This is a genomic window from Amycolatopsis stemonae, assembly GCF_054781455.1.
Genome location: NZ_BAAGUJ010000007.1, coordinates 447,443 through 461,792 on the forward strand (window position 1 = coordinate 447,443; position 14,350 = coordinate 461,792).

Genomic DNA, 14,350 nt, shown 5'->3' on the forward strand with positions numbered 1-14,350 from the left:
GCAAGCGGCGCCGCAAATCCCCTAGACTTCCTTCCGCGGCCGGGTCAGTCGAGGTCGAGGTCGTCGATCAGCGCGAACATCTCGTCGTCCGTGGCGGACTCCAGCTTCTCCTCCACCGCCGTCGCCACGCCGGTGCCCGCCGCGCCCGTCACCCTCGTCAGGAGGTCCTGCAGACGCGCCCCCAGCGTCGCGCGCGCCGCCGAGTCCGCCAGCAGGTCCGGCAGGGCGAACTCCACGCGGTCCAGCTCCGCCAGCGCCGGCAGGATCGCCGCCGGGACGTCCGGGACCAGCTCGGTGCGCAGGTACGCCGCCAGGACCGTCGTCGACGGGTAGTCGAACAGCAGCGTCGCCGGCAGCCGCAGGCCGGTGGCCGCGCCGAGCAGGTTCCGCAGCTCCACCGCGCTGAGCGAGTCGAAGCCCAGCTCGAGGAAGCCGCGGTCCGGCTCGATCGCGTCCGGGCCCGCGTAGCCCAGGACCGTCGCCGCCTGGGTGCGGACCAGGTCGAGCAGCGTGCCGTCCCGTTCGGCGTCCGACATCCCGGCCAGGCGGTGGGTCAGGTTGTCGACCGGGTCGGCCGGGGCGGCCCGGACCGCGCGCCGCACCGGGGTGCGGATCAGGCTGCGCAGGATCACCGGGATCGCGTCCTCGCCGACGCGGTCGCGCATCGCCTCCACGACCAGCCGGACCGGCAGCAGCACGGCCTCGTCGAGCGTGCAGGCGATGTCGAACAGCTCCAGCCCTTCGTCCGAGGGCATCGGCTCGACCCCGCCGCGCGCCAGGCGGGACAGGTCCGCCTCCGCGAGCTTCCCGGTCATGCCGCTGCGCTCGGCCCACAGGCCCCACGCCAGCGACAACGCCGGCAGCCCCTGCGCCCGCCGGACGTGCGCGAGCGCGTCGAGGAACGCGTTCGCCGCGGCGTAGTTCGCCTGGCCCGTGCCGCCGAAGGTGCCGGCCAGCGACGAGAACACCACGAACCCGGCCAGGTTCATCCCGGCGGTCAGCTCGTGCAGGTGCCAGGCCGCGTCGACCTTGGGCCGCAGGGCCGTGTCGAGCTGCTTGGTGGTCAGCGCGGACACCACGCCGTCGTCCAGGACGCCCGCGGTGTGCACCACCGCGGTCAGCGGGTGCTCGGCCGGGATGCCGGCGAGCAGCGCGGCCAGCGAGTCGCGGTCGGCGACGTCGCAGGCGGCCATGGTGACGTCCGCGCCCCACGCCCTCAGCTCGTCGGCCAGCTCGCGCGCGCCTTCCGCCGACGGCCCGCGCCGGCTGGTCAGCACCAGCCGCCGGGCTCCCCGGGCGGTCACCAGGTGCCGCGCGACGAGCGTGCCGAGCGTCCCGGTCGCGCCGGTGATCAGCACCGTGCCCTCGGGGTCCCACGCGGGGACCGGCTCGGGCGCGGTGGCCGGGACCCGCGCGAGGCGGGGCACCTGGATCGCGCCGATCCGGACCGCGACGTGCGGCTCGCCGCAGGCCACGGCGGACGGGAGCGCCGCGTAGGACACTTCTCGGTCGTCGAGGTCCACCAGCACGAACCGGCCGGGGTTCTCCGACTGCGCCGAGCGCACCAACCCGACGACGGCCGCCGTCGCCAGGTCGGTGATGCCTTCCCCGACGCGCGTCGCGATCGCGCCCCGCGTGACGAACACCAGGCGCGACCCGGCGAACCGTTCGCTCGCCAGCCACTCCTGCACCTGCTCCAGCGCGCCGTGGGTGGCGGTCCGGACCGCGCGGGCCACGTCCTCGTCGCCGTGCGAACCGCTGGTCACCACGACCACTTCGGGCACCGGGGCGCCCGCCACGACGGCCGCCTCGAGCGCGTCGAAGTCGGGGTACGACTCGACCGGGACGCCCGCGGACCCGAGGGCCTTGGTGACGCGGACGCCGACGTCGACCCCGACGACCGCCCAGCGTTCGGCCGCCGAGAGCCGGGCCGGGGTGATCGGGGCCATCACCCAGCCCACCCGGAACAACGACTCGTGGTGGGCCGACTTGGCGGCGTCGAGCTGCTCGGCCGAAACCGGGCGCAGGGACAGCGAACCGACGGTCGCCACCGGCAGCCCGTCCTGGTCGGCGACCGAGAGCGTCACGGTGTCGGCGTCCTGGCCGGTGACGCGCACCCGCAGGGCCGACGCCCCACCGGCGTGCAGCGTCACCCCCGACCAGGCGAACGGCAGGACCGCGCGGCTTTCGTCGCGCAGGGCGACGGTGTGCAGAGCCGCGTCGAGCAGGGCCGGGTGCAGGCCGAAGCGCCCGGCCTCCGCCCGTTCCTCCTCGGGCAGGTCGACCTCGGCGAAGATCTCGTCGCCGGCGCGCCACGCGCGGTGCAGGCCCTGGAACGCCGGCCCGTAGGCGAATCCGTGGTCCGCGATGCGGTCGTAGAGCCCGTCGAGGTCGATCGGCTCGGCTCCGGCCGGCGGCCAGGCGCCGGTGAGGTCACCGCCGGCCGGCACCGGCGTCGCGGCGAGGGTGCCGCTCGCGTGCGTGGTCCACGGCTCATCCTCCATCGCGTCGCCGGCGCGGGAGTAGATGTCGATCGCGCGGTTGCCGTACTCGTCCGGCCCGCCGACGGCGACCTGCAGCCGCACGCCGCCGGTCTCCGGCAGCACGAGCGGCGCGGCGAGGGTGAGCTCCTCGACGCGTTCGCAGCCGACCTTGTCCGCCGCGTGCACGGCCAGTTCCATGAACGCCGTCCCCGGCAGCAGGACGTTGCCGAGCACGACGTGCTGCGCGAGCAAAGGATGACTGGCCGCCGAGAGGAGGCTGGTGAACAGCGCGCCGTCCGACCCGGCCAGCGAGACGGCCGCGCCCAGCAGCGGGTGCCGCGTCTCGGTGAGCCCGGCACCGGTGACGTCGCCGGTCACCGCCGGCGCGTCGAGCCAGTACCGCTCCCGCTGGAAGGCGTACGTCGGCAGCTCGACGTGCCCGCCGCCGCCGAGCACCGCGGCCCAGTCGACGTCGGCACCGCTGACGTGCAGCCCGGCGAGGGCGGTGAGCAGCGTCCGCTCCTCGCCGTGTCCCTTGCGCAGCACCGAACCCACGCTCAGGTCGGCCCGGCCGGCGCAGTCCGGGACGAGCGCGGCGAGCACCGCGTCCGGGCCCAGCTCGACGAACCGGGTGACACCCGCCGCGGCCAGCTCGGCGATCGCGTCGGCGAACCGGACGGCCTCCCGCACGTGCCGCACCCAGTACTCCGGCGTGGTGACGTCGCCGGCCGACGCCACCCGGATCCGCGGCTGGTGGTAGGTCAGGCTTTCCGCGATCGCGGCGAACTCCGCGAGCATCGGGTCCATCAACCGCGAGTGGAAGGCGTGCGAGACCTCGAGGCGCTTGGTCTTGCGGCCCAGCGCGGTGAAGTGCTCCTTCAGCGCCAGCACGGCTTCGGTCCCGCCCGAGATCACGACGGCTTCGGGCCCGTTGACCGCGGCCAGCGAGACGTGCTCGCCCAGCAGCGGCACGACTTCGGCTTCGGGCGCGGCGATCGCCACCATGGCCCCGCCCTCCGGCAACGCCTCCATCAACCGGCCGCGGGCGGCGACGAGCTTGGCCGCGTCGGCCAGCGAAAGCACCCCGGCGACGTGCGCCGCGGCCAGCTCGCCGATCGAGTGGCCGGCGAGGTGGTCCGCGTGGACGCCCCAGGCTTCGAGCAGCCGGAACAACGCCACCTCGACCGCGAACAGCGCGGGCTGGGTGAAGCCGGTCCGGTCGAGCCGGGCGGCGTCGTCGCCGAACACGACGTCGTGGAGCGGCAGGTCGAAGTGCGCGCACACCGCGTCGAAGGCGTCGGCGAACACCGGGAACCGCGCGTACAGCTCGCTTCCCATGCCGAGCCGCTGCGCGCCTTGCCCGGTGAAGAGGAACGCCGTCCGGCCGGTGCGCGCGGTGTGGCGCCGCAGCCCGGCGGCGGGCCGGTCGGCGGCCAGCGCGGCGAGCCCGTCACGCAGTTCGCCGAGCCCGTCGCCGACGACGACCGCGCGGTGCCCGAACCGCGAGCGGGCGGCGAGGGACCGGGCCACCGCGCCCGGGTCCGGTTCGGACTCCAGGAACGCCAGCAGCCGCCGGGCCTGGCCGCGCAGGGCGGCTTCGGACTTGGCCGACACCGACCAGGCCGTCAACCCTTGCGGAGCCACGACTTCGTCGGCTGACGGCTCGGGAGCTTCTTCGAGAATCGTGTGGACGTTCGTGCCGCTGACCCCGAACGACGAGACCCCGGCGCGGCGCGGGTGGCCGTTGGCCGCCCACTCGACCGGTTCCGAGAGCAGCTCGACCCGGCCGGCCGTCCAGTCGATGTGCGGCGACGGCGTCTCGGCGTGCAGCGTGCGGGGCAGGACACCGTTCCGCAGTGCCTGCACCATCTTGATCACGCCCGCGATGCCGGACGCGGCCTGCGTGTGCCCGATGTTCGACTTCACCGAACCCAGCCACAGCGGCCGCTCGCGGTCCTGGCCGTAGGTGGCCATGAGCGCCTGCGCCTCGATCGGGTCGCCGAGCGTCGTGCCGGTGCCGTGCGCCTCGACGGCGTCCACATCGGACGGTCGCAGGCCCGCGTCGGCGAGCGCCGCGCGGATCACCCGCTGCTGCGCGGGACCGCTCGGCGCGGTCATGCCGTTGGACGCGCCGTCCTGGTTCACCGCGCTGCCCCGGACGACCGCGAGCACCGGGTGCCCGCGCCGTCGCGCGTCCGAAAGCCGTTCCACCAGCACCATGCCGACGCCCTCGGCCCAGCCCGCGCCGTCGGCGTCCGCGGAGAACGCGCGGCACCGGCCGTCCGGCGACAGCGCGCGCTGCCGGCTGAACTCGACGAAGGTGTCGACCGACGAGATCACCGTGACGCCGCCGGCCAGCGCGAGGTCGCATTCGCCGGAGCGCAGGGCCTTGACCGCCCAGTGCAGGGCCACCAGCGACGACGAGCAGGCCGTGTCGACCGTGACCGCCGGGCCCTCGAGGCCGAAGGTGTAGGCGATCCGGCCGGAGGCGACGCTGCCCGCGCTGCCGGTCGCCAGGTGGCCCTCGAACTCACCGGGCGCGTGCCGCAGCCGGCCGCCGTAGTCGTGGTAGTTGGAGCCGACGAACACGCCGGTCCGGCTGCCGCGCAGCCGCGCCGGGTCGATGCCCGCGCGCTCGACGGCCTCCCACGACGTCTCCAGCAGCAGCCGCTGCTGCGGGTCGATCGCGGGCGCCTCGCGCGGCGCGATCCCGAAGAACGCCGGGTCGAACTCCGCCGCGTCGTGCAGGAAACCACCGCCACGCGTGTAGAAGGTGCCGGCCTTGTCCGGGTCGGCGTCGTACCGCCGGTCGAGGTCCCAGCCGCGGTCGGCCGGGAACTCGCCAACCGCGTCGACACCGTGGGCGACAAGTACCCAGAGGTCGTCCGGGCCGGTGACGCCGCCGGGGTAGCGGCAGGACATCGCGACGATCGCGATCGGCTCGTCGACGGCCGCGACGACCGGGGCCGAGGCCTCGGCCACGGCGCCCCCCACCAGCTCACGCCGGACGTGCTCGGCCAGCACGACGGCGGTCGGGTGGTCGAACACCAGCGTCACCGGCAGCCGCAGGCCGGTGACCTCACCGAGGCGGTTGCGCAGGTCGACGGCGGTCAGCGAGTCGAAGCCGAGGTCGCGGAACGCGCGGTCCGGCTCGATCGACCCGGGTGACGGGTAGCCGAGCGCCACCGCGGCCTGGGCCTGGATCAGCTCCAGCACCAGCCGGTGCTGCTCGGCCTCCGCCAGCCCGCTCAAGCGGGCGGCCCAGCCGGTTCCGGTGACCTCGCCGGCCGGTTCGGCCGCCTCGGGGATGCCCCGCAGCGCCGCGCTCGGGCGGCCCTGCGCGAGGGTCTTGCGGTAGCGGTCCCAGCGGATGTCGGCGACCGCGAGCACGGTCTCGCCGGTGTCGAGGGCCTGCTGCAGGGCGAGGATCGCCAGCTCGGGGTTCATCGCGGGCAGGCCCTGCTCGGCGAGGCCCTCACCCCGGCCGCCGGCCCACGCGCCCCAGGCGACGGACGTCGCGGGCAGGCCCGCCGCCCGGCGTTCGCGGGCGAGGGCGTCGAGGTAGGTGTTGGCCGCGGCGTAGCTCGCCTGGCCCGGCCCGCCGAGCGTGCCGGCCAGCGAGGAGAACAGGACGAACGCCGAGAGCTCGCGGTCGGCGGTCAGCTCGTGCAGGTGCCGCGCGGCGTCGGCCTTGGGCCGCAGGACGCCCGCGATGCGCTCGGCGGTGAGACCGTCGATGACGCCGTCGTCCAGGACGGCCGCCGCGTGCACCACGGCGGTGAGGTCCGGCAGCCCGGCCAGCAGGTCGGCGACCTGGGCGCGGTCGGCGACGTCGCAGGCCACGACGGTCAGCTCGGTGCCGAGGTCCGCCAGCTCGGCGGTCAGTTCGGGGACGTCCTGGCCGCGACGGCTCGTGAGCACCAGGCGTTCGGCACCCGCGCCGGCCAGCCAGCGCGCGAGGTGCGCGCCGATCCCGCCGGTGCCGCCGGTGAGCAGCACCGTCCCGGACGCGCGCCACGGCGTCGTGCTTCGCGCCGGTTCCGCGCGGACCAGCCGGCGGCCGAAGACACCGGACGCGCGGACGGCCACCTGGTCTTCGTCGCCGGGCGTGCCGAGCACGGCGGCGAGCCGGGCCACGGCGCGGGCGTCGAGGTCGGCCGGGAGGTCGACCAGCCCGCCGAAGCGCCGCGGGTACTCCACGGCCGCGATCCGGCCGAAGCCCCAGGTCGGCGCCTGGCCGGTGGCCCGGATCGGGTCGGCCGCACCGGTGCTGACCGCGCCGCTGGTGGCGCACCACAGCGGCGCGCCGATCCCCGGGTCGCCGAGGGCGTGCAGGAGCGTCAGGTTCGGGACGAGGCCGTCGAGCAGGGAGAGCACGCCCTCGCACGGTCCGGCCGCGCGCAGCAGCTCGGCCCATCGCGCCCGGTCCACTTCGGACGGGAGGTCGACGTGCCGGGCGCCGAGCCCGCCGGCGAGGCCGTGCGGGTCGGGGCCGGCGACGAGCCAGCCCGCCACCGTGGTGCCGGTCGCGACGGGCAGCGGCGTCCACTCGACGCGATACCGCCAGCCATCCACAGTGGACTTCGCCTGCCGGTGGTCGCGCCAGGCGGCGAGCGCCTCGACGTCGGCCTGCTCGACGGCGGCCCAGAACTCGTCGTCCAGTTCGGCCCCGCGGGCGGGGGCGTCCAGCCAGTAGCGCTGGTGCTGGAAAGCGTAAGTCGGCAACGGGATCGGCGAGGCTCCCGGGAACACCGGCGCCCAGTCGACGTCGACGCCGCGGACGTGCAGCTCGGCCAGGGACGTGCGGAACCGCGTCAAGCCGCCCTCCCCGCGCCGAAGGGTGCCGCTCACGACCGCCTCCGGGACCGCCTCCCCGATCGCGGAGGAGACAACCGGGTGCGGGCTGACCTCGACGAACACCGAGTGCTCGCGCGCCGCGAGCACGTCGACGGTCTGGCGGAACAGCACCGGCTGGCGCAGGTTGCGGTACCAGTAGCCGGCGTCCAGGGTCGCGGTGTCGACCGGTTCGGCGGTGACCGTCGAGTAGAACGGGACGTCGGCCGAGAGCGGGCGGATCGGCGCGAGCACGTCCAGCAGCTCGGCTTCGATCGCCTCGACGTGCGCCGAGTGCGACGCGTAGTCGACCGGGATGAGCCGCGAACGCACTCCGTCGGCCGTGCACTGGGCGAGCAGTTCGTCCAGTGCTTCGGGTTCGCCGCACACGACGGTCGACGACGGGCTGTTGAACGCCGCGATGGAGATCCGGCCGGCCCATTCGGGCAGGAGCTTTTCGAGCTGCTCGGCGCCGAGTGCGATCGACGCCATGCCGCCCTGCCCCGCGAGTCCCGCGGCGATCGCCTTGCTCCGCAACGCGACCACCCGAGCACCATCCTCAAGGGACAGTCCACCCGCGACGACGGCGGCGGCGATCTCGCCCTGGGAGTGCCCCACGACGGCGTCCGGCGAGACGCCGTGCGCCTGCCACAGCGCCGCCAGCGAAACCATGACCGCCCACGACAACGGCTGCACCACATCGACCCGGTCCAACGAAGACAGCATCTCGAACGGCGACCAGTCCACAAAAGACTCCAACGCCGCCGCACACTCCGCGAACCGCCCGGCGAAGACCGGCGACTCCGCGAGCAGCCCAGCCGCCATCCCGGCCCACTGCGCCCCCTGGCCCGGGAACACGAACACCGTGCGCCCCGCCGCGCCCGCCACCCCGGTCACAACGGACGCGCTCGGTGTCCCGGTGGTCAGATCGGCCAGCCCCGCGAGCAGTTCTTCGCGGTCCGAGCCCAGCACCACGGCTCGGTGCTCGAACGCGGTCCGCGTCGACGCGAGGGACCAGCCGACGTCGGCGATGTCCGGAGTGCCGGGCAGTGCCGCGAGTTTCGCCGCCTGCGCGGGCACCCCGGCCGCCGAACGGGCCGAGAGCACCCACGGCACCGGGCCCGCGACCGGCTCGCGCTCGGCAGCCGGTTCGAAGACGGGATCGTGTTCGAGGACGACGTGCGCGTTGGTGCCGCCGACGCCGAACGAGGACACGCCGACGCGGCGCGGGCCCGGCTTGTCCGGCCACGGCGTGGCCTCGGTGAGCAGTTCGAGCGCGCCGGACGACCAGTCGACGTGCGGCGTCGGGTGCTCGGAGTGCAGTGAGCGCGGGAGGACGCCGTGCCGCATGGCCAGGACCATCTTGATGATCCCGGCGGCACCCGCGGCGGCCTGGCTGTGCCCGATGTTGGACTTGACCGACCCGAGCCACAGCGGCGCTTGGCGGTCGCGGCCGTAGGTCGCCATCAGTGCCTGGGCCTCGATCGGGTCGCCGAGCGTGGTGCCCGTGCCGTGCGCCTCGACGGCGTCCACATCGGACGGTTCGAGCCTCGCGGCGGCGAGCGCCGACAGGATGACGCGCTGCTGCGACGGGCCGTTCGGCGCGGTCAGGCCGTTGGACGCGCCGTCCTGGTTGGTCGCGGTGCCGCGGACGACGGCCAGCACGCGGTGGCCGTGGCGGCGCGCGTCGGAAAGCCGTTCGACGAGCAGCATGCCGACGCCCTCGGCCAGGCCCATGCCGTCGGCTTCGGCGGAGAAAGGCTTGCTGCGGCCGTCGGCGGCCAGCGCGCGCTGGCGGCTGAACGCGACGAACGGCGCCGGGGTCGACATCACCGCGACGCCGCCGGCGAGGGCGAGGTCGCACTCCCCCGACCGCAGGGCCTGGCCGGCCAGGTGCAGGGCGACCAGCGACGACGAGCAGCCGGTGTCGATCGTGACCGCCGGGCCTTCGAGCCCGAAGGTGTAGGCGACCCGGCCCGAGGTGACGCTGCCGGTGCCGCCGGTGACCAGGTGCCCCTCGACGCCTTCGGGGACGTCCTGCAGCCGCGGGCCGTAGTCGTGGCCGCTGGCGCCGACGAACACGCCGGTGCGGCTGCCGCGGACGGCGGCCTGGTCGAGCCCGGCGGCCTCGAAGGCCTCCCAGGCCGCCTCCATGACCACGCGCTGCTGCGGGTCCATCGCGAGCGCTTCACGCGGGCTGATGCCGAAGAAGCCGGGGTCGAACTCGGCCGCGTCGAGGAGGAACCCGCCCGCGCGGGCGTAGTTGTGGCCGGCGCTGTCGGGGTCGGGGTCGTAGAGCGCGTCGGGGTGCCAGCCGCGGTCGCCGGGGAAGTCGCCGATGACGTCGGCCTCGGCCATCATCAGGTCCCAGAGCTGTTCGGGGCTGCCGACGCCGCCGGCGAACCGGCAGCTCATGCCGACGATCGCCAGGGGTTCGCCGGTCGCGACCGCGGCCACGGCGACCGGCGCGGGAGCGTCGGTGCCGAGCACCTCGGTGCGGACGTGCCGGGCCAGCGTGGTCGCGTTCGGGTAGTCGAACACCAGGGTCGCGGACAGCTTGAGGCCGGTGGCCGCGGTGAGCCGGTTGCGCAGCTCGATCGCGGTCAGCGAGTCGAAGCCCAGCTCCCGGAACGCGCGTGACGGGTCGACGTCGTCGGGCCCGGCGTAGCCGAGCACGGACGCCGCGTGCTTGCGCACCAGCGCGAGCAGCTCGCGTTCCTGGTCCACTTCGGACAGTCCGGACAGCTTGGTGCGCAACGCGCCCGCGGCGCCGGTCTGCTCCTCGGTGACTTCGGCCTCGGCGGCGAGCACGGCCGCGACCTCGGGCACCTCGGACAGCAGGGGCCGCGGCCGGGCGGCCGTGAAGACCGGCACGAACCGCGGCCAGTCGATGTCGGCGACGGCCAGGAACGGCTCGTCGTGGTCGAGCACCTGGCCGAGCCCGAGCAGGGCCGGTTCCGGGGCCATGAACGGGATCCCGCGCCACTTGAGCTGGTCGGCGACGACGTCGGAGACCATGCCGTCGCCGGCCCAGATGCCCCAGGCGACCGACGTCCCGGCCAGGCCGCGGGCGCGGCGGCTCTCGGCGAGCGCGTCGACGAAGGCGTTCGCGGCGGCGTACGCGCCGTGGTCACCACTGCCCCACACCCCCGCGACCGAGGAGTACAGGACGAACGCGTCGAGGTCGGCTTCGGGGAACAGCTCGTCCAGGTGACGGGCACCGGCCAGCTTCGCGCGGGCGCCCTCTTCGAAGTCGGGCAGGTCCGTGTCGGCCAAGGGCGCGAGCAGGCCGACGCCGGCGGTGTGCACGACCGCCCGCACGTCCCGCAGGCCGCTGACCAGCGAAGACAGCGCGTCGCGGTCGGCGACGTCGCACGCGGCGATCGTCACCTCGACGCCCATCGCCTCGAGTTCCGCGCGCAGCTCGGCCGCGCCGGGCGCGTCGGGACCGCGGCGGCTGGTGAGCACGAGGTGCTCGGCCCCGCGGCCGGCGAGCCAGCGGGCGACGTGCGCCCCGAGCCCGCCGGTGCCGCCGGTGACCAGCGCGGTCCCGCTGGTCCGCCACTCGGGCGCGGTACCGCCGACGGGCGCGCGCCGCAGCCGGCGCTGGACCAGCCCGGAGTCGCGGACGGCCAGCTGGTCCTCGTCGCCGATCCCGGTGAGGGCCGCGCAGAGCCGGTTCGCGGCGCGCTCGTCGAGGGTCTCCGGGAGGTCGACCAGGCCACCCCAGCGGTCGGGGTGTTCGAGGGCGAGCACCCGGCCGAGGCCCCAGGTCGTGGCCTGCCCGGGCCGCGGGAGCTCGTCGCCGGGACCGACGGCGGCCGCGCCCTGGGTCGCGAGCCAGAGCGGCGCGCCGACCCCGGCGTCGCCGAGGGCCTGGGCGAGCAGGAGGTTCGCGGCCAGCCCCCGGGACAGCACCGGATGCGCCGGGTGGCTGCCCTCGTCCAGCGCGAGCAGGGAAAGCACGCCCGCGAGGCCGGACTCGCCCCGCAGCCGCTCGGCCAGGGACGCGCGGTCGTCGGTCTCGTCGATGCGCAGGGTGCGGACGACCGCACCCGCCTTCTCCAGGGCGTCGAGGCAGACGTCGGGCGCGTGCACGACCAGCCAGGTACCGGACAGCGCGGGCACCGGCTCGGGAGCCGGGTGCCAGGTGATCCGGTAGCGCCACTGGTCCACTGTGGACAGCTCGGTGCGGCGGTTGCGCCAGTCCGCCAGCGCGGGCAGCACCTCCTGCCACGGCGTTTCCGCGGTGACGCCGAGTTCCTCGGTCAGCGCGCCGTCTTCGACCGCGCTCCAGAACTCGCCGTCCGCCTCGGCGGTTTCGGCCGCCGTCTCCAGCCAGTAACGCTGACGCTGGAAGGGATATGTCGGCAAAGCGACCGTGCGGGCCGCCGGGTAGACGGCGGCCCAGTCGACGTCGTGGCCGCGTGTCCAGAGCTGCGCCACCGACGTCAGGAACCGGGGCAGGCCGCCTTCACCACGCCGGAGCGTGCCGACGACGGCCGCCGAGCCGGGGTCGAGCACCTCGTCCAGGGTCTCCTGGATCCCGCCGCCCAGCACGGGGTGCGGGCTCGACTCGACGAAGAACCGGTGACCCTCGGCGACGAGCGTCCGCGTCGCGTCCTGGAAGCGCACCCGCTGCCGCAGGTTCCGGTACCAGTAGGCGGCGTCGAGCGTCCCGGCGGTCTCGCCGGTGACGCTGGAGACGAACGTGACCTGCGGTTCACGGGGTTCGAGGTCCGCCAGGGCCTCGAGCAGCTCGGCCTCGAGAACCTCCACCACGGCGGAGTGGGAGGCGTAGTCGACCGGGATCCGGCGGACGCGCAGACCGTCGGCTTCCGCGCGGGCCAGGACCTCTTCGACCGCGGCGATCTCGCCGGAGATCACCACGGACGCGGGTCCGTTGACCGCCGCGATCGAGACACCTTCGGCAAGCAACGCTTCCACCTGCGCTTCCGGTGCCGCGACCGACGCCATCGCGCCGAGGCCCGCGAGCCGGCCGAGGATCAGCCTGCTGCGCAGCGCGACGACCTTGGCGCCGTCTGCCAGCGACAGCGCACCCGCGACGACGGCCGCCGCGATCTCGCCCTGCGAGTGGCCGACGACGGCGTCCGGGGTGACGCCGTGCGCCGCCCACAGCGCGGCGAGCGAAACCATGACCGCCCACGAGACCGGCTGCACGACGTCGACGCGTTCGAGGGCCGCCGCGTCCCCGAGGACCTCGGTCAACTTCCAGTCCACAAAGGACGAGAGAGCGGTCTCGCACTCGGCCATCCGGGCGGCGAACACCGGCGAGGACGCCAGCAGGTCCACGGCCATCCCGGTCCACTGGGCACCCTGGCCGGGGAACACCAGCACGGTCCCGCCGACGACCTGGGCCTCGCCGCCGACCGCGGCACCGGTGCCGGCCTCGGCGACCTCGCGGACGCCCGCGAGCAGCGTGGGCAGGTCCCGGCCGACCACGGCGGCCCGGTGTTCGAGGGCCGACCGCGTCCGGGCCAGGGACCAGCCGACGTCGGCGATGTTCCCGTCGTGCAGTCGGGCCAGCGCTTCGGCGCGGTCCTTCACCGCGGCGTCGGACCGGCCCGAGAGCACCCAGACCGCGGTGTCCACAACGGACTCGGACGGTGGCTCGGGTTCCTCGGTCACGCCCTCCAGCACGACGTGCGCGTTGGTGCCGCTGCCGCCGAACGAGGACACGCCCGCACGGCGCGGCGCGCCCGTCTCCGGCCACTCCTGGTGCTCCGTCAGCAGCGAGACGGCACCCGCGGTCCAGTCGACGTGCGGGGTCGGCTCGCCGACGAACAGCGTCTTCGGCAGGACGCCCGCCCGCAGCGCCAGGACCATCTTGATCACACCGGCGACCCCGGAGGCCGCCTGGGTGTGGCCGATGTTCGACTTGACCGTGCCCAGCAGCAGCGGCCGTTCGCGGTCCCGGCCGTAGGTCGCCTGCAGGGCCTGGGCCTCGATCGGGTCGCCCAGCTTGGTGCCGGTGCCGTGTGCTTCGACGGCGTCGACCTGCTCGGGCGCCAGCCGCGCGTTGGCCAGGGCCGCCTCGATCACGCGCTGCTGCGAGAGCCCGTTGGGTGCGGTCAGGCCGTTCGACGCGCCGTCCTGGTTGATCGCGGTGCCGCGGATGACGGCGAGCACCGGGTGCCCGTGCTTGCGCGCGTCGGACAGCCGCTCCAGGAGGACGACACCGATGCCTTCACCCCAGCCCGTGCCGTCGGCGTCGGCCGAAAACGCGCGGCAGCGGCCGTCGGAGGAGAGGCCGCGCTGGCGGCTGAACTCGACGAAGTTGCGGGGGTTGGCCATCACGGTCGCGCCGCAGGCCAGTGCCATCGAGCACTCGTCGTTGCGCAGCGCGGTGACCGCCAGGTGCAGCGCGACCAGCGACGACGAGCACATCGTGTCGACGGTGACGGCCGGGCCTTCGAGGCCGAAGGTGTAGGCGAGCCGGCCGGACAGCACGGCGGCCGAACCGCCGGTGAGCAGCAGCCCTTCGAGGCCCTCGGGCGCGGTGACCAGCCCGCCCGCGTAACCCTGGTTGCTGGCGCCGACGAACACGCCGGTCTTGCTGCCGCGCAGGCCCGCCGCGTCGAGCTTCGCGCGTTCGAAGGCCTCCCACGTCGTCTCCAGCAGGAGCCGCTGCTGCGGGTCCATCGCGACGGCTTCGCGCGGGGAGATGCCGAAGAACGCCGGGTCGAACTGCGCGGCGTCGGTCAGGAAGCAGCCGTCGCGGACGTAACTGCGTCCGGTCCGCTCGGGATCGGGGTCGTAGAGATCCAGGTCCCAGCCGCGGTCGGCCGGCCACGGCGAAACGGCGTCCCGGCCCTCGGCGATCAGCTCCCACAGCTGCTCGGGCGTGGTCACCCCGCCCGGGAACCGGCAGCTCATCGAGACGACGGCGATCGGTTCCCCGCGGCGCTCGGTGACGTCGTGCAGGCGCCGGTTGGCCACCTTCAGATCGGCCGTGACCCGCTTGAGGTAGTCACGGAGCTTGTCCTCGTTCCGCATCTGCGTCCGCTCCTGTT

At 74.9% G+C, this 14,350-nt stretch carries 1 protein-coding gene; it reads right to left on the bottom strand.

The features are described from left to right. Positions 1 to 44: 44 nt before the first annotated feature. The gene (locus tag ACYVLJ_RS27165; RefSeq protein ID WP_460440811.1) at positions 45 to 14,333 is read right to left on the bottom strand and encodes a type I polyketide synthase; all 14,289 of its coding nucleotides are present in this window, start codon (positions 14,331 to 14,333) and stop codon (positions 45 to 47) included. Positions 14,334 to 14,350 lie beyond the last annotated feature (17 nt).